The following is a 22,142-nucleotide window of genomic DNA, read 5'->3' as shown; positions in this document are numbered from 1 at the left end:
AGATGCTTAAAGTAACAAGGGTTGTTATGAAAAACATGATAGTCGTGCTCTTATTACTATTTGGTACGGTAAGTTTTGCTAAGCAGAATTGGCAAGTTTTGCCTGATAGGATAAACAAAAGTGAAAAAGATACTCGAGGGTATCAGGCGATAAAACTTTCTAATAATATGATTGTATTGCTAATATCTGATCCGAAGGCCAGTAAATCATTAGCTGCGGTTACCTTACCAGTTGGCACAATGGAAAGTCCTGATCAACAACTTGGTTTGGCACATTACCTTGAACACATGGTATTGATGGGCTCTAAACGCTATCCTGAGTCAGGTGAAATATCAGAATTTTTGCAAAAACATGGTGGCAATCATAATGCTAGTACGGCTTCTAATCTTACTGCTTACTATTTAGAAGTTGAAAATGGTGCTTTAAAAGCAGCCACAGATCGCTTGGCAAGTGCATTAGCCGAGCCATTACTTGATCCTAAAAATGCCGATCGAGAACGTAATGCAGTCAATGCAGAATTAACAATGGCACGTGCTCGCGATGAAATGCGATTATGGCAAGTGCGTTCTGAAACACTTAATCCGGCTCATCCTAATTCACGTTTTTCTGGTGGGAATTTAGAAACCTTAAGCGATAAGCCTGGTAGCCATTTACAGACTGAGCTCAAGAATTTTTATTATCGCTATTACTCAGCTAATTTAATGAAAGGTATTTTGTATGGCAATGACTCATTGAGTCAATTAGCCAAAATCGCAGCTGAAACTTTTGGTCGTATTCCAAATCGAAAGGCTATTGTTCCTGAAATAACGGTACCCGCTATAACCGATAAAGAAAAAGGAATAATAATTCATTATGTGCCAGCACAACCTAAAAAAGTTCTGCAACTTGAATTTAGTATTGCAAATAATTTATCAGAATTTCGCAGTAAGTCAGATGAATATATTGGCTATTTGATAGGAAATCGAAGTCAAAATACCCTTGCTGATTGGTTACTAAAGAATGGTCTTGCTGAAGAGATTAATGTTGACGTTGTACCAGATGTTGATCGTAATAATGGCATTTTTTCAATAAACGTTTTATTAACGGATAAGGGATTGGGAAATAGAGATAAGATTATTGCGGCAATATTTTCCTATATTGATTTATTAAAAGAACAAGGTATTAAGAGTGGCTATTTTAACGAGATCGCTAATGTTCTGAAGCTTTCATTTCAACATAATTCTATTGTTCGTGATATGAATTATATTCAGCAACTATCTAATCAAATGTTGAATATCCCAATTGCACATGTGCTTGATGCTAATTACATTGCTGATCGCTTTGATCCAAAAGCAATAAGCAGCCGTTTAGCAGAATTAACTCCCTATAATGCCAGAATTTGGTTTATCGCACCGAATGAACCACATAATAAAGAAGCCTATTTTCTCAATGCTCCTTATCAAGTTGATAAAATTAACAGCCAACAATATCAACGATGGTCTGAATTAAAAAAAGCAATGCATTTTTCGTTACCTGAATTGAACCCTTATATTGCTGATGATTTTTCTTTAATTAAAAGTTCTCGTCATTATCAGCATCCAGAATTGGTATATGAGCAAGGAAATGTGCGGGTAGTCTATATGCCAAGTCAATATTTTGCTGATGAACCTAAAGGTGGGATTGCGATAGATTTACGTAATGAGCAGAGCAGTAAAACGGCAAAAGCTCAAGTTAGTGCAGCGTTATTAGAATACCTAGCCTCTTTAAAATTGTCTCAATTAAGTTACCAAGCTTCCGTCGCCGGAATGGAACTGGTGGTATCTTCAAATTTAGGCCTGCAATTGAAAACCAGTGGTTATACTCAACATCTAGCGGAATTGACGACAAAAATGGTTAAGGAATTTCTTACCTTCACAATTTCTGCTGACGAAGTTACACAAGCAAAATCATGGTATAGGGAACAGCTTGAAGTTAGCAATAATCTTAAAGCCTTTGAGTTGGCAATACAGCCGAAACAACGTTTAGAAAAAGTACCTTATTTTGAGCAAGAACAGCGCTTGAAGGCCCTGGAAACGATCACAGCAAATGACATCCTAAACTACCGTCAAGAGACTATTGACAATGCTGCTTTACAAGCGATTGTATTCGGCAATCTAACACAAAAGCAAGGCATTGATATTATTAAGTCTATTGCTCATTTATTGAATAATAAAGGCAAGAATTGGTGGAGAGGGGATATTATTGTTGTTGATAAACAGCATAAAGTAAATTTCCAACATCAGGCAAATAGTACAGATAATGCGTTAGCAGAAATATTTATTCCGACAGGATATGATCGTTATAGTGGATTTGTCTTATCAAATATTTTGGCCAATATTTTACATCCTTGGTTTTTTGAGCAACTTAGGACGCAAGAACAATTAGGCTATGCTGTTTTTGCCTTTACTACTAGCCTTGGTGAGCAATGGAGATTAGGTTTTTTATTGCAAAGTAATAATAAAACCCCTGCGTATTTGAATACACGCTATCAAAACTTTTATCAATTAGCCTTTAAAAAATTAAATGCAATGCCAAAAAAAGAATTTGAGCAATACAAAAAGGCACTATTGACGGAAATGGAACAGCCTCCGCAAACTTTTTATGAGGAGATAGATCGTTTTTTACCAGATTTTGCGAGGAATGATTTTGCTTTTGATAGCAGAAAAAAATTAATCAAAGTATTGAAAACGGTTACACAGCAAGATCTATTAACTTTTTATAACAATGCCGTTTTGCAACAAACAGGTTTAGCTTTTGTTTCACAAATTATTGCAAAAGAGGTTAATAAAGAAGGCTATGCTCAATTGAAAGATTGGATAACTTATCCGACTGCATCTGAATTACAAAAGATTTTGCCAATTGAGGTAGATGCGAAGTGAGTAATCGGAGAATACAGGCTTATCAACTGGATCCTTATTGTTTGCCTCTCTATGGCCAGCGATTGATAGAAGCTTCAGCAGGAACAGGAAAAACCTATACGATAGCTTTACTCTATTTGCGATTGTTATTAGGTGTTGGGCAAAAAAATGCATTTTCTCGCCCATTAAGTGTTGAAGAGATTTTAGTCGTCACTTTTACTGAAGCGGCAACCGATGAGCTACGATCACGTATTCGCCACAATATTCATCAAATGAGAATGGCCTGTATTAGAGATGGTATTGGTTTTGATGAAAATTCAATATTCCGAATCTTACTATCTTCTATTGCAGATAAAGAGGTGGCTGCTCAATGGTTACTTGCTGCTGAACGTCAAATGGATGAAGCGGCAATTTATACTATCCATGGATTCTGTCAACGCATGTTGGTGCATAATGCTTTTGAGTCAGGTATGCTATTTGAGCAATCAATAATAAAAGATGAACATACCATACAAAAACGGGCTTGTGCTGATTTTTGGCGCTGCAACTGCTATCCACTTAATTATTTTATATCAAAAGTTATTGTTGATGTATGGAGTGACCCAGAGGCACTTTTAGCCGAAATAAAGCCTTATTTACAAGGTGATATTCCGAATCTTGTTAACCAATCGATTGAAGCGCAATCAATAAAACAGCGTCATCAGACCCTAATTGACAGGATAAAAAAAGTAAAAGCGTTGTGGCTTTTAAATTCAGCAAGTTTCATTGATTTAATTACTGATTCCGCTATTAATAAACGTAGTTATAGTCGCCGTAATTTACCGGGTTGGATAGCCGCGGTCACTGGTTGGGCTCAATCAGCAACAGTCGATTATAAAACCCCTAAAGAACTAGCTCGTTTTTGCCAATCTGAACTGATAGATAAAACACCGACAGGTCAAGTACCTGAACATGAGGTTTTTCGTGCTATTGATAATTTGATGCAACAATCACTTACATTACGCGATATCATTATTTCAAAAGCGATTATTGATGTTCGTCAAACAATTGTTAAAGAGAAAAGACGACGTGGAGAGATTGGATTTGATGATTTATTAAGTCATTTAGATCAGGCACTACATGCAGAAGGTGGTGAGCGATTATCTAACACGATCCGTAATCGTTACCCGGTTGTTATGGTTGATGAGTTTCAAGATACTGATCCGCAACAATATCGCATTTTTCAACGTATTTATCAGGGGCATAATCATTGTGGTTTGTTATTTATTGGCGATCCTAAACAAGCTATTTATGCTTTCCGTGGGGCGGATATTTTTACTTATCTTAAAGCTAAAGATCAGATTGAATCACACTATACTCTTGATACTAATTGGCGCTCTTCACCAAGTATGGTAGCAGCTATTAATCAATTATTCAGTCGGGCAACAAAACCGTTTTTATTTGAGCAAATACCTTTTAACACAGTTGATTCAGCCTCTTCAAATCAGCATTTAGCATTTATTCATAAAACAGCAAAATTATCAGCTTTAAATTTTTGTTATTTAGATAAAGAAGCGGTTTCAACCTTGGACTATCAACAAACGATGGCCTATCAGTGTGCTAGTCAGATTTGTGATTGGCTTAAAGGGGGTGAGAATGGAACAACCTGGCTGTATCGAAATGATGTAAAACAGCCGGTAACAGCTGCGGATATTATGGTGTTAGTCAGAAGTCGTCGCGAAGCAGTAATGATACGAGAAGCATTAAGTAAATTTAATATTTCGTCAGTTTTTCTTTCTAATCAAGAAAGCGTTTTTGCTACTGATGAAGCGCGCGATCTATTATGGTTATTACAAGCCGTGCTCTCACCTGAAAAGGAGCGTACGCTGCGTTGTGCATTAGCTACTCGTTTAGTTGGGCTAAGTGCACAAGATATTGAGCAATTAAATCAAGATGAAAATCAGTGGGAGATACGGGTTGAAGAGTTTGCCAATTATTTATTGATTTGGCAGCGACATGGTATTTTGCCTGCATTACGAGCTATTATGGTTAACCATCGGATTGCTGAAAACCTACTGATGGATAATATAGATGGTGAAAGGCGCTTGATGGATGTGATGCATCTAAGTGAATTGTTGCAAGAAGCGGAATTACAGCTTGAAAGTGAGCATGCTCTAGTTCGCTGGTTAGCTCAGCAGATCGATCACCCCGATCCGTTAGTAGAAAATCAGCAAATACGTCTAGAGAGTGATAGTCACTTGGTGAGTATTAGTACGATCCATAAATCTAAAGGTTTAGAATTCCCGATTGTTTGGTTACCTTTTGCCTGTCAATTCTCGCAGCAAAAATTGGCAACGTTTCATGATCGTGATAATTTTCAAACTTGTCTTGATCTGACCCAACAAAAAGAGAGCATCAGGCTGGCTAATGAAGAGCGTTTAGCCGAAAATTTGCGGCTGTTATATGTTGCACTAACGCGCTCAAAATATCATTGTAGTGTTGGTATTGCACCTTTAATAAAAGGTCGTCCTAGTGGGGAAAGTGGTAATACGGATTTGCATCAAAGCGCATTAGGTTATTTATTGCAAAATGGACAGCCAGGTAATGCGACTTTATTGCGTGATGCTCTAGGTGCATTAGCGAGTGAAAATATTAGCATCACACCTGTTAGTGATATTAACTTATCGCCTTGGTACCCGAAAGAAAATACACCCGTGAAGTTATTGGCTCGAAATTTTACAGGACAGATCCAAAATACCTGGCGGGTTACGAGTTATTCAGGATTAACCTATCATGATATGTATTCTGATAAATTTACTGCTAGTGATATAAGTATTGAGATTGCTATACAAGATCTGGCACCTAAAATGGACGTTGATGCACAAGGTGACAGCTCATTGGTTCAAGGTGAAATAGCAGAGTGGAGTGTTCATACCTTTCCTAAGGGGGCCACAGCAGGAACTTTTTTGCATTCCCTGTTGGAATTACTGCCATTTAATCAACATCCACAAGAGTCTTGGTTAGCTGAAAAATTAGAGCAAGCCGGTTTTTCCGCTGATTGGGCACCGGTGCTTAAAATGTGGCTAATAAATATTTTTGACACCCCTTTACTTAGTGATAGCCTCAGCTTGTCAACGATCACGCCAGAGAATCAATTAAATGAAATGCAATTTCATTTACCGATAGAAAAATTGTTATTGCCATCTGCATTAGATAGGCTAACTCATCAATATGATGTTTTATCTCAACGTTGTCCACCGCTTAGTTTTGAGCCAGTAACGGGCGTTTTAAAAGGTTATATTGATTTAGTTTTTTGCTGGCAAGACAAATTTTATCTGCTTGATTATAAATCAAATTGGTTAGGGGAAAATGGTCTGGCATATAGTCAGGAGGCCATACAGAATGCCATGATTGATCATAGATATGATTTACAGTATCAGCTTTATACATTAGCTATGCATCGTTATTTACGGAATCGTTTACCTAATTATGATTATCAAAAACATTTTGGTGGAGTTATCTACCTTTTTTTGCGTGGATTTAATGCGAAAAACCCTGGTTATGGTATTTATCACACTATTCCTCCTGATGCGTTTATTAATAGCCTGGATGAGTTATTTAATGCAACTAATCGAGGGGAGCAATGATGATAACTTTACTAAAGCGAGCTGCTGAGCTTAATTTGTTTAGTTGTTTAGACATACAACTTGCTATTCGGTTAGCTGATGATGAAAACCCATTATTGTTATTGATATTTGCAATATTAAGTGCTGAAACTCGAGCAGGTCATGTTTGTTTATTTATTGATAAGCTCGAACCCGCTTATTTATTTGAAGGTAGACAGACGGAAATGGCTTTTATGCTCTGGGAAATGGCAGGAGCACCTGATAGTAACAGGATTTATACTGAGCTTAAACAATGTAATGCAGTTTGTGAGGCACCGCAATCAGCAGCAAAACCATTAGTCTTATCGGATAACAAACTTTATTTTCAGCGGATGTGGGCTGATGAAGGACTAGTGGCTGATTTTTTTTCTCGCCATTTGTTAGAAACCGTTGATGAACAGCGATTAGCGACTATTTTAACTGGTTTTTTTGCGTCCTCGAAAACTCAAGATTGGCAAAAAATAGCTGTTGCTGTTGCAGTAACCAGTCGGATCGCAGTTATTTCTGGTGGGCCGGGTACAGGAAAAACCACGACAGTGGCACGTTTATTAGCTACTTTAGTCCAATTAAGTGATGAAAAGTTAATCATTCAGCTAGCGGCGCCGACAGGAAAAGCGGCTGCTCGATTAACGGAATCATTAAATAATGCATTATTAAAACTGAATTTATCTGCTGATGAGTATGCGGTTATGCCAGAACAAGCGCAGACTGTGCATCGATTATTAGGCGCTCAACCCAATAGCCAATTATTACGTTATCACAAAGACAATCCACTTTTGCTAGACGTTTTAATTATTGATGAGGCATCGATGGTTGATCTGCCTATGATGGCTAGATTAATTGAAGCTCTACCAGATCATGCCCGTGTCATTTTGCTAGGTGATAAAGATCAATTAGCTTCTGTTGAAGCGGGCGCTGTCCTAGGCGATCTTTGTCGTTTTTCAGAATCGGGATACAGTCGTGAAAGAGCGGCACAACTGACTAAAATCACAGCTTGTAATTTATCTGATTTTATATCGAATGATGGGCCAGAGGTTAAAGACAGGATTTGTTTATTACGAAAAAGTTATCGTTTTGATGCGCAATCAGGAATTGGTCGACTAGCTACTACAATTAACAAAGGTAATATTAAACAGGTTGAGCAACTATTAGCGCAGCAAAATGCGGATATTGCTTTTCATTCAATTGCTTCATCTGAGAAATATGGCAAATTACTTTTTGATGCGGCTGAATGTTACCGTTGCTATCTGGATATGATAAAAACGGGTCGAGATCCCGAAGAAATCCTGACTACTTTTAATCGTTATCGTTTATTAGCTGCTTTGAGGGAAGGACCGTACGGGGTTACAGGGTTAAATGATAAATTAGAACAGCTTTTACATCGTCAAGGAAGTATTCGACGGCCTACCTATAGCTGGAATAAAAATTATGAAGGTCGCCCAATAATGATCACCAAAAATGATCGTCCTCTTGGCTTATTTAATGGTGATATTGGTGTTATGTTACGGGATGGTCAACAAGATTTAAAAGCCTATTTTCAGTTGCCTAATGGGGTGATAAAAAAAATACAACCCAGTCGTTTACCTCAGCATGAAACTGTGTTTGTTATGACAGTACATAAATCTCAAGGATCAGAATTTGAACATGCCGCATTAGTTTTACCGCCAATTTTTACTCCTATTATTAGTAAAGAGCTTATTTATACTGCAATTACTAGAGCAAAAATTCAGTTGACGATTTATGCTGAGCGTCATGTTTTTGCTAAAGCGTTAATGACCTCAACGGAACGGCATAGTGGTTTGACTGAGCGCTTACTTTAATGAAAGTAGAACCCATTTTATTCGTTATTTTGTTTGATATTATTAATAGCGATAAAAGTAAAAAATAATAAATATTTAATTGTAGCGAACTGAATTGAAGTATTGCGATATATAACTTTAGTTTTTGCTTTAATTAATTAGTAACTTATTGCTATCAATTATTTTAATTCTGCTATTGATTGTTTTTTAGAAGTATAAATGATTGATATTTGAGATGCTGCAAAATATCTTTGCGATTTATTCTTATTCAATGGGAGGATACAAATAAAATGTTAAATTCAACATCTCAGATTGGGAATTATTCATCTCAAATAGTTAATCAACAGGTTGCTTCTGCGCAAATGGATACGACTACGAATACAGAGAATAAACTTAGCTCTCAATTAAAAACAGTAGGAAATTCTAGTATCGATCTACTTGCGGTAAAAGAAAAGGAAAATGATTTATTTGAGGTAATTAAAAGTAATGAAGATCTTCTAATTATTGCCAATACATCTCAATCTACTGAGCAAGCTGATAGGTTTTATCGCGCTGGATTAGCTGTCGGGATTGTTAATGATTTTTCAACCACTGATATAGAGGTACAAATAGACCACGCAAAAATTAAGACTAATAACATTTGTGGAGCTTTTCCTGTAGAAAATTCTTCTATAGAAAATCAAAGTGATGACCAAAAAGCGGCAATTAAATATAGAGGGATAGGTTTTGTGAAGAGTCTTCTATCAGTTGCTCCTAGTACTCCTTTGGACTCGACAGTCTATGCTCAGGCATTAAATATTGGTAGTGTGGCTAAAAATGGGGGAGCGACCGACAGTACAATGGTTAAGCATTTTTCAACTATGTGGAATGTGCGTGATGGTTTATATCAAAAGCAGCCGCACCACTTGCAGCAGCAATAAAAAATAATTAATTAACCGTTATTTTATTTTCGGCTCTTCTCTTCGTTAAATAGAGAGGAGCCGATATTTTTTGTTTTTTGCTTAAGAGTAATAGAAAACGTTATTTATTTAAATAGTGCATTTTTTATTGTAATTGGGTTTATTAATTAAATTTTTAATTAATTTTATGGTATTTAATTAATATTAAGTATTAAAATTTTTGAGCATCGTTGATAATTATAAAGCGCTTGTTTTTTTATTGGCAACATATCAACTTTTGCTGGAAAAAATCCTCTTTCTAGAAACCAGTGAGTACTTCGGGTTGTTAATACAAAAAGTTTTTCTAAATTTAAATTATTGGCTTGTAGAGTAATGTGTTTAAGCAGTTTTTCACCCCTTGATAAATTACGATAATCAGGATGTACAGCCAGGCAAGCCATTTCTCCAGACTTTTCTTCTAAATAGTCATAAAGTGCTACGCAAGCGATGATCATATTTTCTCGCTCGATGATAGTAAATTTGTCAATTTCTATTTCTAATTGTTCACGTGAACGGCAAATTAATATTCCTTGCTGTTCCAACGGTTGAATTAATTCTAATATTCCTGCAATATCATTGATATTAGCTCGACGAATTTGTTCACAATTTTCCATGATAATTTGGCTACCGATACCTTCATGAGAGAAAAGTTCTTGTAATAAAGCACCATTCTCTTGATAGCTTATCAAATGGCTGCGACGAACACCTTGCCGGCATGCTTTAATTGCGCTATATAAAAAATGCAGTATGTCAGAATGATTATTTGGCTGTTTTTCCAATTCAGCAATATACTTTTCAGCTTCATTCGGCGAGAGTTCCGATAATATATTGCCATTTTTATCACTAATTCCTTGTGAAGAGCAAAATCCAATTAATTTTTCTGCTTTTAATTTTATTGCCAATTGTGTTGCGATTGTTTCTGTCGACAAATTAAAACTTTCTCCGGTGACCGAAACAGCAATTGGGCTAATTAATACAATGGAGCCGTTTTTTAAATGATGGTTGATGGATACTTCATCGATTCTTCGTATACCTCCGCTATGGCAATAATCAACACCATCGTCAATCCCTAAAGGTTGAGCAATAATAAAATTACCACTGACGACATTTATATGGGCACTTTGCAATGGCGTATTGTTGAGACTCATTGATAACAGAGCAGTAATATCTAATTGTAATGTCCCCGATATTTGTTTAGCTAACTCTAGGGTATTTGCATCAGTGACGCGAATATTTTTATGGTAGATTATCGGATATTGTTGGTTTATGAGTTTTTTATCTATCTGTGGGCGTATGCCATAAACAATAACTAGCCGAATACCCAGACTGTGTAATAAACCGATATCGCTAATGATATGAGCAAAATTTTTATCTGCGATAGCGTTACCGTTTAATGTAATAACAAAAGTTTTATCGCGATGTATATTAATATAGGGAACAGAGTGGCGAAATCCATTAACTAAATCAGTACGACGTCCTTTCATATGTTCCTCATATAAATGACTGTTCTTAATGAAAGTATTTTTATGATTTTTGACACAAAATAGCAAGAAGAAATGCATGAAAAATCATCATTATTGCTTCAGAATATATTAGTAGCTAATTATTCATAAAGAGCAATTTATTAATGACAGCTCATTAATGATTGGTTAAAGTTTTCTATAGTTATTTTTTTGTTGTTGATAATATTGAGCGGTTTATAATTATTTGATGCTTTAAGTGGATTTTTCGATGGATCATTCAAATCACGGTTTTTCAAGACGACGTCTTCTGCAAGGTGCAGTGGCTACTATGCTGTTAAGTATTAGTCCATTCGGGCTAGCTTCATCTTCAAGTATAGTTGCTATTCGTATCTGGCCTGCCTCTAGTTATACCCGAGTAACGTTAGAATCGAATATTGCTTTAAAATATCGTCAATTTGCTTTATCTGGGCCTGATCGTATTGTTGTTGATTTAGAAAATATGCAGTTAAATAGTGTGTTGCAGGGCATTAGCCAGCAAATCAGTTCACGTGATCCTTATTTAAAATTAGTCAGAGTAGGCCAATTTGATCAAAAAACGGTTCGCTTAGTTTTTGAAGTAAAAACTCATGTTGAACCTCAAATGTTTACTATTGCGCCTGTTGCTGGTTTTAAACATCGTTTAGTGGTTGATTTTTATCCTGCTTCAGGTGTTTATACTGATGATGATCCGTTGTTAGCGCTATTAGAAGATTATAACAAAGGTAAATTGGATAATACGTTGCCGGTTAAAGCGAAAAAGCCAGCGGGTAAAGCCGGGAGAGATAGGCCAATTATCATCATGATCGATCCTGGTCATGGTGGAGAAGATCCTGGTGCTATAGGAAAATATAAAACGCGGGAAAAAGATATCGTATTGCAAATTGCACGTAGATTAAAAATATTAATTAATCGTGAACCCAAGATGAAAGTTTATATGACTCGTAATGAAGATGTTTTTATTCCTTTAAAAGTGCGAGTTGCAAAAGCGCGGAAAATGCAAGCTGATTTATTTGTTTCTATTCACGCTGATGCCTTTACTAATCGTAAGGCGAGAGGTTCCTCAGTATTTGCATTATCGACCAAAGGAGCAACCAGTAATACCGCCCGTTATTTAGCTCAAACACAGAATGAGGCCGATCTGGTTGGTGGTGTCAGTAAAAGTGGTGATAAATATCTTGATCACACCATGTTTGATTTAGTTCAGACGGCGACTATTAATGATAGTTTGAAATTTGGGACAGAAGTGCTTAAACGGATGGGTAACGTTAACAAATTGCATAAAAACATTGTTGATCAAGCGGGTTTTGCGGTATTAAAGGCACCAGACATCCCGTCAATTCTAGTTGAAACTGCTTTTATCAGTAATATTGAAGAAGAGCGAAAACTAAAGACAGCAAAATTCCAACAGCAGATGGCAGAATCCATTTTTCGGGGTATTAAAGCTTATTTCGACAACGGCGGAAAATTGGCTTTGCGTTAAGTGAGTTAATTAGATAGATAATAGTCCTGTTGGGAAACTAATTTGATATTGAATGAAAGGTGGTTGCGGGGGCCGGATTTGAACCGACGACCTTCGGGTTATGAGCCCGACGAGCTACCAAGCTGCTCCACCCCGCGTCTGAAATGATTAAGGTTTTTATATTGGTTGCGGGAGCCGGATTTGAACCGACGACCTTCGGGTTATGAGCCCGACGAGCTACCAAGCTGCTCCATCCCGCGTCCGATAGCGGCTCACTATACTCAGGATCAGATCCGATGCAAGTTTTTTTCTTAAATATTGCGATATTTTTTTATATTTTGTACATAAAAGAGACTTGATGATTGTTTTTTGTTCTTTTATGCAAATTAGCAATCATGCTTATTGATATACTTTGTCAGCAAAAAATCGATAGCGAAATATGTAATCAACAAACATAAATTCATAACTTTTTTAATGGTCATATAAAAATAGTTATTTAATGATTAGCTTAAATCAGTAAAATATTTTATCGGAAATTATCTTATCAAATGGGGTAGGGTATAATTTATTGCTAATTTAAAAATACAGAATAAGATGCAATTCAGTTGATAAGTATGATACAGATAATATGCTCTAGTCGTTATCACATGATTGACTATGCCATGCAGATGAATAGATAACGAATTAGTTTTTGTTATCATAATAGATTAATCAGGATTTGAATTAATAAATTAGTTTCTTTTTTATTATTGGTGAACACACTATTTTTGTTAGCTAAGGTTAGACATGCAATTACTTCTTTCAGATGCTTGGTTGCGGCGCTTCGCAGGTATTGGCCGCCTCTATGGTCAAAAAGCATTAATGCTTTTTGCTCGTTCTCACATTTGTGTTGTTGGTATTGGCGGCGTAGGCTCATGGGCAGCGGAAGCATTAGCAAGAACCGGGATCGGCACTATTACTCTGATTGATCTGGATGATGTGTGCGTGACAAATATTAATCGACAATTGAATGCATTAAGCGACACTATTGGTCAATCAAAAGTTGAAGTGATGAAATCACGTATTTTGCAAATTAACCCTGAGTGTCAAGTTAATATTATTGATGATTTTGTCTCGGCCAGCAATCTAGCTGAGTTGATATCTATTCAATTTGATTATGTGATTGATGCTATTGATAGCATGCGGCCTAAAGCTGCTTTATTAGCTTATTGTCGCCGTCATAAAATACCTGTCGTCACAACGGGAGGGGCTGGTGGGCAAATTGATCCGACACAGATCCAAGTCAAAGATTTAGCAAAAACGATCCATGATCCCTTAGCAGCAAAATTACGTGAAAGATTAAAAAGTGATTTTAAAATAGTTAAAAATAGTAAAGGTAAATTGGGTATTGACTGTGTTTTCTCAACCGAACAGTTAGTTTACCCACAAAGTGATGGAACCGTTTGTAAGGCTAAAAGTAATGCCGGAGGAACAATGCGTATGGATTGCGCCGCTGGTTTGGGTGCGGCAACAATGGTAACTGCTAGTTTTGGTTTTATTGCTGTTTCTCATGTATTAAAAAAATTGCAGCGTAAAATGATAGCTAGCTAAAAAGTATGAAATAATTTTTTTAATTATTAGCGATCAAAGCTCGTTTTGGGCAATTTAGCGAGTTGATTTTCAGTATAATCTGTTAAGGCAATAGCGTAATTTTCAGCTTGTTGCCAATTAATGGCTTTCATCCAGTCTATAACAGTGTTGAACGCCAACACTCCGGCAATATTTGGCGTACCTGCTTCAAATTGATACAGATACCTAATCCTATTGAGTCATACAGTTTATGGGCTGAGAAGACAAAAAAATCAATGTCTAAAGCTTGTACATCAATACCACGATGCACAATACCTTGTGTACCATCAACCATGACTAAAATATTATGTTGATAAGCTAGCCGAGTGATAGCCTGAATATCGGGTTATTCACCGGTAACATTCGACATTTAGCTAATGGCAATGATCCGAGTTTTTGTGTTAATAAGTGTTGTTAGGTGTTTAATTTACAGTTGTTTAAGTTCTTATAAGGGCCATTTAACGACTTTAGCATCAGTCTGTTCAGCCATTATCAACCATGGGATCAAATTGGCATGATGTTCAATTTCGCTAACAATTATTTCGTCATTAGGTTGCAGGCGAGCACGAAAATAGCCTTGTGTAATAAAATTAATCGATTCAGTACTACCTTTTGTCCAAATAATTTCCTCGGCTAGATTGGTATTGATAAGTTCAGCAACTTTCTTGCCAGTTTGTTCATAAATATGTGTTGTTGTTTGTGCTGTAGGATGTTGGCCTCGATCAACGGACGTATTAATATGTTATTAGTAATCAACCGTTGCCGCGATCATACTCTTGGGCTTAAGGGATATTGCTGCGCTGTTTAGAAAAATAGTTTTGTTTTGTTATTGAGTAGCAGGAAAATATTGGCGAAATTGTGTTATAGAAAATGTTTTTGTCATGAAAACCACAGCTATCAGAATATTTAGGATCTATATTGTGTAATTATTACAATTTTATCTTGTCCTAAATGATCTTTTTCATAAGGTTTGTTATATTTATTTAAATTAGAAAAGTAGTATTAGTCCTGATTAATAATATCTATTCTATCAGTATCATATGTATATCTTCCGATTATATTCGGCGATGAGAAAGATATTTATTTAGCGAATATAAAAAAACGCCGCAATTTATTGCGGCGCATTAAAATAACTATGGACAGACAAGGTAAATGTATAGGAGTGAAAATAGTAGTATTAACTACTCAACCTGGAAAAACCAGATAATTTGTAAACACAACATCACAACCATAAAGCCAAGAACTTTAAATAAATTAACTGCTTAGCGATTCATTCAGGCCTAGGAAGCAGCCTTACTATAGACATATACTGGTTTCTCTACAATGGACAATTTATAATGCTTCAGATTATAAAAACTAATGGATATATAAGGATGAGTAAGACGCGATCATGTCAAAATGTATGCCTCCTCTTAATGCATTAAGGGTATTTGATGCGGCAGCACGCCATTTAAGTTTTACTAAAGCAGCAGAGGAGCTTTTTGTTACTCAGGCTGCAATAAGTCATCAAATAAAAGGTTTGGAAAATTTCTTGGGTTTGAAATTATTTCGTCGGCGTAATCGTTCATTATTATTGACTGAAGAAGGGCAAAGTTATTATTTAGATATTAAAGAAATTTTTTCTTCGTTACGCGAAGCTACTCGGAAACTACAGGCTCTCAGTGCAAAGGGAGCATTAACCGTCAGTTTATTACCAAGTTTTGCTATTCAATGGTTAGTGCCGCGCCTATCGAGTTTTAATCGTGCTTATCCTGATATCGATGTGCGCATTCAGGCTGTTGATCACGAGGGAGCTAAAATGGCTGATGATGTTGATGTGGCAATCTTTTATGGTTATGGTAATTGGCCAGGCTTAAGAACAGATCGTTTGTATGCGGAATACTTAATACCAGTCTGTGCGCCAGCCTTATTAGCGGGGCGTTACCCATTGAAAAAACCGCAAGATTTGATTCATCATACATTGCTACATGATTCTTCTCGACGTGATTGGCAAGCTTATGCACGTCAATTATCATTACAAGATATTATTAACGTAGAACAAGGACCCATTTTCAGTCATAGTGCTATGGTTATTCAAGCCGCAATTCATGGTCAAGGAATCGCCTTGATTAATAACGTTATGACAAAAAATGAACTTGATACCGGTCGTTTGGTATGTCCGTTTAATGATGTTTTAGTCAGTAAAAAAGCTTTCTATTTAGTTTGTCATGATAATCAAGCGGAGTTAGGTAAGATTGCTGCATTTCGTCAATGGATCCTCGCAAAAGCAGCTAGCGAGCAGCAAAAATGGGGATTTGTTACCGGTGAGTTGTAAACTATATGGCAAGTAAAATAATTAATTTAAAAAAAAAAGGATATTAACGTGAATGCTCGTTTAATGTTGATATTTTCAGGAATTAGTGGATTTTTTTGTGTCGCATTTGGCGCAATAGGTTCACATTTATTATCACCTCTACTAAACCATGATCAAATAGAATGGATTCGTATTGGTTTACGTTATCAGTCAATGCATACTTTAGTTCTTATGATATTAGGCGCTATCTTATTGCGTAAAGTTATTTTATGGTTTTATTGGGGGGGGAATTTTCTTCAGTATAGGTATTTTATTGTTCAGTGGCAGTTTTTATTGTATGGCACTTTTACAAGCAAAATATTTTGCCCATTTGGCACCAGTAGGCGGTTTTTGCTTTTTAATTGGCTGGATATTAATTGTTATTGGTGCAACTCGGCTTAGGAATCCAACAATACGTCATGAATAATAATATTATTTTATATTGTCGTTCAGGATTTGAAAAAGAGTGTGCGGCAGAAATTACTGATAAGGCTACCCAGATCGGCGTTTATGGCTATGCTAAAGTAAAAGATAATAGCGGTTATGTTTTATTTGAATGTTATCAGCCTACTGATGCAGATCGTCTAGCTAAAGATATACCCTTTGGTACATTAATATTTGCTCGTCAACTAGTGGTTGTTAGCCAGTTATTGAAAGATTTGCCATCGAACGATCGCGTATCACCGATTGTTGCGTTATTGCAAGGTGTGGTTGAACGAGCTGGTGAGTTACGAGTTGAAGTGCCGGATACGAATGAGAGTAAAGAGCTACTGAAATTTTGCCGTAAATTTACTGTGCCTTTACGTCATGCGCTTCGTCAACAAAAAATATTGTTGCTGAAAGAAAACTATCAACGTCCGGTTATACATGTATTTTTTATTGCTGCCGGCTGTTGCTATGTTGGCTATTCTTATGCAAATAACAATTCACCTTTTTTTATGGGGATCCCGCGGTTAAAACTGCCAGCGGATGCGCCAAGTCGTTCAACATTAAAACTGGAAGAAGCATTTCATCTATTTATTCCTTATGATGAGTGGGAAGAGCGTTTAGCATCGGGTATGAAGGCTGTTGATCTGGGTGCTTGTCCAGGCGGATGGACCTATCAATTAGTGAAGCGCAGTATGATGGTCGATGCGGTTGATAATGGATCAATGGCCGAGAGTTTAATGCAAACAGGTCAGGTACGGCATTATCGAACTGATGGTTTTAAATTTACTCCACACACTAAGAATATTAGTTGGTTGGTGTGTGATATGGTTGAAAAACCGGCAAAAGTTGCTGCTTTGATAACAGATTGGTTGTTAAAAGGCTGGTGCCGGGAAGCGATATTTAATTTAAAGCTACCGATGAAAAAACGTTATCAAGAGGTTTCATCAATTTTGAACAAAATATCACAGACACTAAACGAAAATGGTATTAATGCTCAAATCCAAGCGAAGCAACTCTACCATGATCGCGAAGAGATCACGGTACATATAAGACGAGTTTGGTCAGCCTCTATACCAGAGCGGGATTAGAAGAACAGTGATTAACAATAAAATTTTTATTTTTCATTGTGTTATGGCGTAAATCTGAGTTGTTGTAAATTTCCATTTAACTGTAGATCGGTTTTGAGAGAGGCAACCTGTCGGCTAATAAAGGCTATTTTTTGCGCCGGTTCAATCCGTTTACGCCATTTTTCGGGTAAGGAATGGATATTAGCAAAAATGGCCTCTAATGTGGGATATTGCTGAAGTAAAGTTGCTGCTGTTTTAGGGCCAATGCCGGTTATGCCAGGGATTTTACTACTATTTATGCCAGTTAGTCCCCAATAATCCTGCAGCTGTTCAGGTTTAACCCCAAACTCTTTATTAACAAAGGATAAATCAAGCCAACGTTTTTGAAAATAATCACGAATATAGATCGATGATGAAAGTAGCTGACAATAACCTTTATCTGTTGAAATGATGGTAACACGATAGCCAGCGGTGGCCACTTTAATTGCTAACGTTGCCGCCAGATCGTCAGCTTCATTTTCGATGGCATGCCAACAAGCTAATCCTTGCGCCTTAAATGCGATTTCAAGGTTTTTTATTTCGTGATAAAGATCATCTGGCATTGCTTGTCTGCCAGCTTTGTATTGAGGTAAAAGTTGTTGCCGCCAGTTATTTGTCTGATGTTCTTTGTTATCGAATATTGCTACAGCGTGGGTAGGCGAAGTATGGTTAATTAGCTGGCGAAGAGTTGAAACGCAAGCTTGTTCGCAAGGGCTTCCTTGAACAGCATGAATTCGTCTGATTAGATTTAAAGCATCAACAATAAGTAAGTGGATCATAATTTTTTGTGCATAGTCTTGTCAGTTATTTAATAATTTCATAGCAGGGTATATAGGCTGCCTTGCTAGGTAGTTTCATTCTATGTTGACTAACAAACCCTCGTAATAATGTATCCATATGAGCCATAATTTGGGCATCACCATGAAGTTTATAGGGGCCATGCTTTTCAATTTCTTTCATACCTACTTCTTTCACATTACCGGCAACAATCCCCGAAAAGGCTCGTCGTAAGTTAGCGGCCAATTTTTCCGGCTGTTTTGGATCACAAAATAGGTTAAGTTTTGCCATATTATCATGGGTTGGTGTAAAGGGTTTTTGTAATTCTGAATTAACTTTTATTGACCAATTAAAGCTATAGGCATCACCAGTATTGAGACGATTTTCTTTGACTTGTGGCATCTGTTTTTTCATTTCACGTTCTACAGCTGCTGGATCATCAATAATAATCTGATAATAATTGCAGGCCTGTTCACCGAGGGTATGCTTAATGAAATCATCGAGGGTGTCAAAATAGGCTTGGCTCTCTTTTGGGCCAGTTAAAATTAATGGTAATGCCTGATTATTATTGGCAGGATCCATTAAAATTCCCAATAAATAAAGTAGTTCCTCTGTAGTACCAGCACCGCCAGGAAAGATAATGATACCATGAGCAACTCGAACAAATGCTTCAAGGCGTTTTTCAATATCTGGCATGATAACAAGTTCATTAACTAGAGGGTTAGGTGGCTCAGCAGCGATAATGGAAGGTTCAGTTAAACCAAGAAAGCGGCCATTTTTATAACGCTGTTGTGCATGGCATACTGCGGCACCTTTCATCGGCGCTTCCATTGCGCCAGGGCCACAGCCAGTGCAAATATTTAATTCACGTAATCCTAATTCATTTCCAACCTTGCGGGCATAAAGATATTCAATTTCATTTATTGAATGGCCTCCCCAGCAAACAATAGTATTCGGATCTTCATCGAGATGTAGTGCGCGGGCATTACGCAGAATGGTAAAAATAATATTAGTGATACTGATGCTGTCATGCAGACTTAATGCCAGCAGTTTTTCTGCTGAAATAATCTGGGTATGAACAAAAAGAATATCTCTTAACACAGAAAATAAGTTTGCTTGTAGTGAACGGATAATTCTGCCATCGACAAAAGCTTTTTCAGGCGGGTTAATTAATTCCAGTTTGACACCGCGCTCACGTTGTAGAACATTGATATCAAAATTGGGATATTTAGCGATTAATTCTTTACTATTATCTGTCTTGCTACCTGAATTAAGTACAGCTAAGGAGCAGTTTCTAAATAGCTGATAAAGATCGCTACTGGCAGTGCGTTTAAGGATACTAACTTCAATTTGAGATAGTAGATCCATTGAGCCTAACGGGCTGACATGTGTTATCAATTTAAACTCCTTACTGCCGTGCTAATCGCATCATTGTTGGCTGAAAACTCTCATTACTACGCCAAGGATTGATGTCCAAGCCGCCCCGACGTGTATAACGGGCATAAACGCTTAATTTATCGGGTTGACATAGCTGAAGAATATCATTGAATATTCGCTCGACACATTGTTCATGAAATTCGTTATGGTGTCTGAAAGAGACTAAATAACGGAGTAGTTTTTCTCTATCAATTTTAGCGCCACAATAATGAATTTGTATTGAACCCCAGTCAGGTTGGTTAGTAATTAAGCAATTAGATTTTAGCAGATGGCTAACTAATGTTTCCTCTGCCTTTATATTCGTGGTTGCGTTGTTAAGATAATCACGATTAAATTCATAATCAGTAATTTCTATCTCTTGCTCATCAATACATTCACCAGACAGATTATGAATAGTTTGATTAGCGAACATGGTGAGTGGCTGTAATTTTACTGTCACTTCTCCTGCAGCGCATGCAGTCAAATCTTGGGTTAGTTGTTTTTCAACTTCTTGCCAGCTAATAAATTGGGTTTGATTGAAACTATTTAGATAGAGTTTAAAACTTTTAGATTCAATCAGATTTATGCTATTAGCATTAATGGTAACATGGCCGATAGCCACTTGAGGAACTCCTCGACTGTTTAGCCATGAAAGCTCATAGAGTGTCCAAATGTCTGCGCCATGGAAAGGCAATCTGTCTGATGATAACCCTAAAGGTTGTCGATTTAGGCGACGAGGAACCGCTTGTAGTAGATGAGGTGCATAGTTATCTTGATATTCGGTTTTTTTTCCGAGAGTTAGGTGTTGTAGCTCACCATTATCTTGATCAAGTGGCATGTAGTCCCTTCCTAAAATAGAAAATCAGTAAGATAGTTGCTAGCATAATCAATATATTAGAGTAAGTTTGTTGTTTAATGTATAGCTTAACAACAAATTGAGCAGATAGATAATAATACCTAATGATACTTTTATATATTAGAATGATTTATTCCTATAATTAGTTACCAATAAGAATAATTTACCATGGAAGTAACGATTTTTCAGATATTAACGGAACTCACACAGCGTTATATTGCTTATTGGCAACAGCAGACGGGTGATTTACCGGCGAGTGATGCTTTTTACAGTATTCCTTCACCTTGCATTGAATATAGCAAAGATGATGTCGTTTATTGGTTACCTAAACCGTTTCCGCTGCCAAATGAAAAGTTAGAATCTGTTGAAAAAGCGTTAGACATCCATTTTTATCCTAATATTCACCAATTTTATACAACACAATTAGCCGCTGATATGCGAGTAAAATTTCAAGATCAACAACTTGATTTAATTCAAGTATGGAATATGACCGATTTTACTCGTTTACAAGAAAACTTAATTGGGCATTTAATTACGCAAAAAAGACGTAGACTGACCCCAACTCTCTTTATTGCAAGTTTAGATTCTGAATTTGAAATTATTTCCGTAGATAATATTAATGGCCAAGTTATATTAGAAACATTAGGTCAAACAACACGTCGCGTCTTAGCTGGTAGTCTGATTGAATTTTTACAACAACTTACTCCTGTAATTAAAAAGCAATGTGATTAAGATATTTACTTATTTTTTTGTGATATATAACTTACAAATTATGTAAGTTATATCTGCGTTTATTGCTTTTTAAACCATGAAGCGAGATGAAATATTTTTTTATTTCAGTAGGATAAAAAAATATTCTGTTATTATTGGAAAAAAATGATTAAAAACTATTTTTTCTATTCTTGTGTTCCTCAGATAAATCCGACATTCTTATGCCCGCCGATAAGTTAGCATTTATCAAATGTGCCATAAATCGAAATAAGAAATGGAAATGATTTAACCGGCGTTTATTGCGCGAAATAAATTTAGTCATTGTTACTAATAATAAATGATGAATGTTAGTTTATTTTTTAACTTTGAAATTATTAAATGTTTAATAATATAGAGGAATAAGAAAGGTAGTGTTAGGGATAACGAATTATAAGTATTAGTGCTTACAAATTACTACCTCGTAAATAGTAGGAAGATACATTCAGCAGGAAGCTGATAATGCAGGATGCATAAATATTCTATTTAATAGCGTTACATATTATATAACCAGTCGATTTTATAGACTGGTTTTTTTATGGTTCTATGGCTTTGCAAAAAATTGTTTTTAGCTGCAGTCGCGGATAGTAATATAACCCTATAAGTCAGTGATGTTGTGTATAATTAGTAAGTTTATTTAAATGATTATAATT

The 22,142-nt window shown here is 36.3% G+C and carries 13 protein-coding genes, 2 tRNA genes and 2 pseudogenes; 10 read left to right on the top strand and 7 right to left on the bottom strand.

The window, feature by feature from the left end; translation table 11 throughout:
* The first annotated feature begins 2 nt into the window (after positions 1 to 2).
* The 4 genes from ptrA (at position 3) to WH390_RS09520 (ending at position 9,239) form a co-directional block, all read left to right on the top strand.
* Entirely contained in the window at positions 3 to 2,897 is a 2,895-nt protein-coding gene (gene ptrA, locus WH390_RS09535; RefSeq protein WP_406850570.1) for a pitrilysin, read from the top strand.
* Positions 2,894 to 6,502, top strand: a complete 3,609-nt coding sequence (gene recB, locus WH390_RS09530; RefSeq protein ID WP_032114553.1) for an exodeoxyribonuclease V subunit beta — start codon at positions 2,894 to 2,896, stop codon at positions 6,500 to 6,502. Before ptrA ends, recB begins: the two co-directional genes overlap by 4 nt.
* The gene (gene recD, locus WH390_RS09525; protein ID WP_032114554.1) at positions 6,502 to 8,340 is read left to right on the top strand and encodes an exodeoxyribonuclease V subunit alpha; all 1,839 of its coding nucleotides are present in this window, start codon (positions 6,502 to 6,504) and stop codon (positions 8,338 to 8,340) included. The genes recB and recD overlap by 1 nt, the downstream gene beginning before the upstream one ends.
* A 269-nt stretch (positions 8,341 to 8,609) precedes the next feature.
* A complete protein-coding gene (locus WH390_RS09520; protein WP_032114555.1) occupies positions 8,610 to 9,239 on the top strand; it encodes a hypothetical protein in 630 nt (209 codons plus the stop codon).
* 173 nt (positions 9,240 to 9,412) lie between these two features.
* Here the strand turns inward: WH390_RS09520 and argA are convergent, their stop codons facing one another.
* Positions 9,413 to 10,741 (bottom strand): amino-acid N-acetyltransferase, encoded by a 1,329-nt coding sequence (argA, locus tag WH390_RS09515; RefSeq protein ID WP_032114556.1) that lies wholly within the window; start codon positions 10,739 to 10,741, stop codon positions 9,413 to 9,415.
* A 247-nt stretch (positions 10,742 to 10,988) separates the two neighbouring features.
* Between argA and amiC the strand changes: the two genes are divergently transcribed.
* The gene (gene amiC, locus WH390_RS09510; protein ID WP_032114557.1) at positions 10,989 to 12,239 is read left to right on the top strand and encodes an N-acetylmuramoyl-L-alanine amidase AmiC; all 1,251 of its coding nucleotides are present in this window, start codon (positions 10,989 to 10,991) and stop codon (positions 12,237 to 12,239) included.
* A gap of 60 nt (positions 12,240 to 12,299) precedes the next feature.
* Here amiC and WH390_RS09505 read toward each other — a convergent pair.
* Both WH390_RS09505 and WH390_RS09500 read right to left on the bottom strand, forming a co-directional pair.
* Positions 12,300 to 12,376, bottom strand: a tRNA-Met gene (locus WH390_RS09505).
* 25 nt (positions 12,377 to 12,401) lie between these two features.
* Positions 12,402 to 12,478 (bottom strand) — tRNA-Met (locus WH390_RS09500).
* Positions 12,479 to 13,004: 526 nt separating this feature from the next.
* On the opposite strand from WH390_RS09500, the gene tcdA reads away from it, so the two are divergent.
* Positions 13,005 to 13,808: a tRNA cyclic N6-threonylcarbamoyladenosine(37) synthase TcdA gene (gene tcdA, locus WH390_RS09495; RefSeq protein ID WP_032114558.1), complete on the top strand. Its 804-nt coding sequence runs from the start codon at positions 13,005 to 13,007 to the stop codon at positions 13,806 to 13,808.
* Between the two features lie 26 nt (positions 13,809 to 13,834).
* On the opposite strand, the pseudogene WH390_RS09490 reads toward tcdA, so the two are convergent.
* Positions 13,835 to 14,511, bottom strand: a pseudogene (locus WH390_RS09490) (aminotransferase class V-fold PLP-dependent enzyme).
* A 705-nt stretch (positions 14,512 to 15,216) separates the two neighbouring features.
* On the opposite strand from WH390_RS09490, the gene WH390_RS09485 reads away from it, so the two are divergent.
* The 3 genes and pseudogenes from WH390_RS09485 (at position 15,217) to rlmM (ending at position 17,675) form a co-directional block, all read left to right on the top strand.
* A complete protein-coding gene (locus WH390_RS09485) occupies positions 15,217 to 16,140 on the top strand; it encodes a transcriptional regulator GcvA (protein ID WP_032114559.1) in 924 nt (307 codons plus the stop codon).
* Between the two features lie 63 nt (positions 16,141 to 16,203).
* Positions 16,204 to 16,585, top strand: a pseudogene (locus WH390_RS09480) (DUF423 domain-containing protein).
* Complete coding sequence (rlmM, locus tag WH390_RS09475) at positions 16,578 to 17,675, top strand: 23S rRNA (cytidine(2498)-2'-O)-methyltransferase RlmM (protein WP_406850569.1); 1,098 nt, start codon at positions 16,578 to 16,580, stop codon at positions 17,673 to 17,675. The pseudogene WH390_RS09480 and the gene rlmM overlap by 8 nt, the downstream one beginning before the upstream one ends.
* A gap of 41 nt (positions 17,676 to 17,716) precedes the next feature.
* On the opposite strand, the gene xni is transcribed toward rlmM, so the two are convergent.
* The 3 genes from xni to queF are packed head-to-tail and all read right to left on the bottom strand — an operon-like array spanning position 17,717 to position 20,724.
* A complete protein-coding gene (gene xni, locus WH390_RS09470) occupies positions 17,717 to 18,475 on the bottom strand; it encodes a flap endonuclease Xni (protein WP_032114560.1) in 759 nt (252 codons plus the stop codon).
* 22 nt (positions 18,476 to 18,497) lie between these two features.
* Positions 18,498 to 19,868, bottom strand: a complete 1,371-nt coding sequence (gene ppnN, locus WH390_RS09465; protein WP_032114561.1) for a nucleotide 5'-monophosphate nucleosidase PpnN — start codon at positions 19,866 to 19,868, stop codon at positions 18,498 to 18,500.
* Positions 19,869 to 19,878: 10 nt separating this feature from the next.
* Positions 19,879 to 20,724, bottom strand: a complete 846-nt coding sequence (gene queF, locus WH390_RS09460; protein WP_032114562.1) for an NADPH-dependent 7-cyano-7-deazaguanine reductase QueF — start codon at positions 20,722 to 20,724, stop codon at positions 19,879 to 19,881.
* A gap of 186 nt (positions 20,725 to 20,910) precedes the next feature.
* Between queF and syd the strand changes: the two genes are divergently transcribed.
* The gene (syd, locus tag WH390_RS09455; protein ID WP_032114563.1) at positions 20,911 to 21,474 is read left to right on the top strand and encodes a SecY-interacting protein; all 564 of its coding nucleotides are present in this window, start codon (positions 20,911 to 20,913) and stop codon (positions 21,472 to 21,474) included.
* Positions 21,475 to 22,142 lie beyond the last annotated feature (668 nt).

Source organism: Candidatus Arsenophonus nilaparvatae (assembly GCF_045346035.1).
Classification (GTDB): Bacteria; Pseudomonadota; Gammaproteobacteria; order Enterobacterales; family Enterobacteriaceae; genus Arsenophonus; species Arsenophonus nilaparvatae.
The sequence above is the reverse complement of the archived record's forward strand: the minus strand, read 5'-3'. Positions and strand labels throughout refer to the sequence as shown.

Bases quoted from the DNA above. Each gene is read 5' to 3' on its own strand.
- ptrA (WP_406850570.1), top strand. From the start codon at position 3: ATGCTTAAAGTAACAAGGGTTGTTATGAAAAACATGATAGTCGTGCTC.
- recD (WP_032114554.1), top strand. From the start codon at position 6,502: ATGATAACTTTACTAAAGCGAGCTGCTGAGCTTAATTTGTTTAGTTGT.
- WH390_RS09520 (WP_032114555.1), top strand. From the start codon at position 8,610: ATGTTAAATTCAACATCTCAGATTGGGAATTATTCATCTCAAATAGTT.
- argA (WP_032114556.1), bottom strand. From the start codon at position 10,741: ATGAAAGGACGTCGTACTGATTTAGTTAATGGATTTCGCCACTCTGTT.
- amiC (WP_032114557.1), top strand. From the start codon at position 10,989: ATGGATCATTCAAATCACGGTTTTTCAAGACGACGTCTTCTGCAAGGT.
- tcdA (WP_032114558.1), top strand. From the start codon at position 13,005: ATGCAATTACTTCTTTCAGATGCTTGGTTGCGGCGCTTCGCAGGTATT.
- WH390_RS09485 (WP_032114559.1), top strand. From the start codon at position 15,217: ATGTCAAAATGTATGCCTCCTCTTAATGCATTAAGGGTATTTGATGCG.
- rlmM (WP_406850569.1), top strand. From the start codon at position 16,578: ATGAATAATAATATTATTTTATATTGTCGTTCAGGATTTGAAAAAGAG.
- queF (WP_032114562.1), bottom strand. From the start codon at position 20,724: ATGCCACTTGATCAAGATAATGGTGAGCTACAACACCTAACTCTCGGA.
- syd (WP_032114563.1), top strand. From the start codon at position 20,911: ATGGAAGTAACGATTTTTCAGATATTAACGGAACTCACACAGCGTTAT.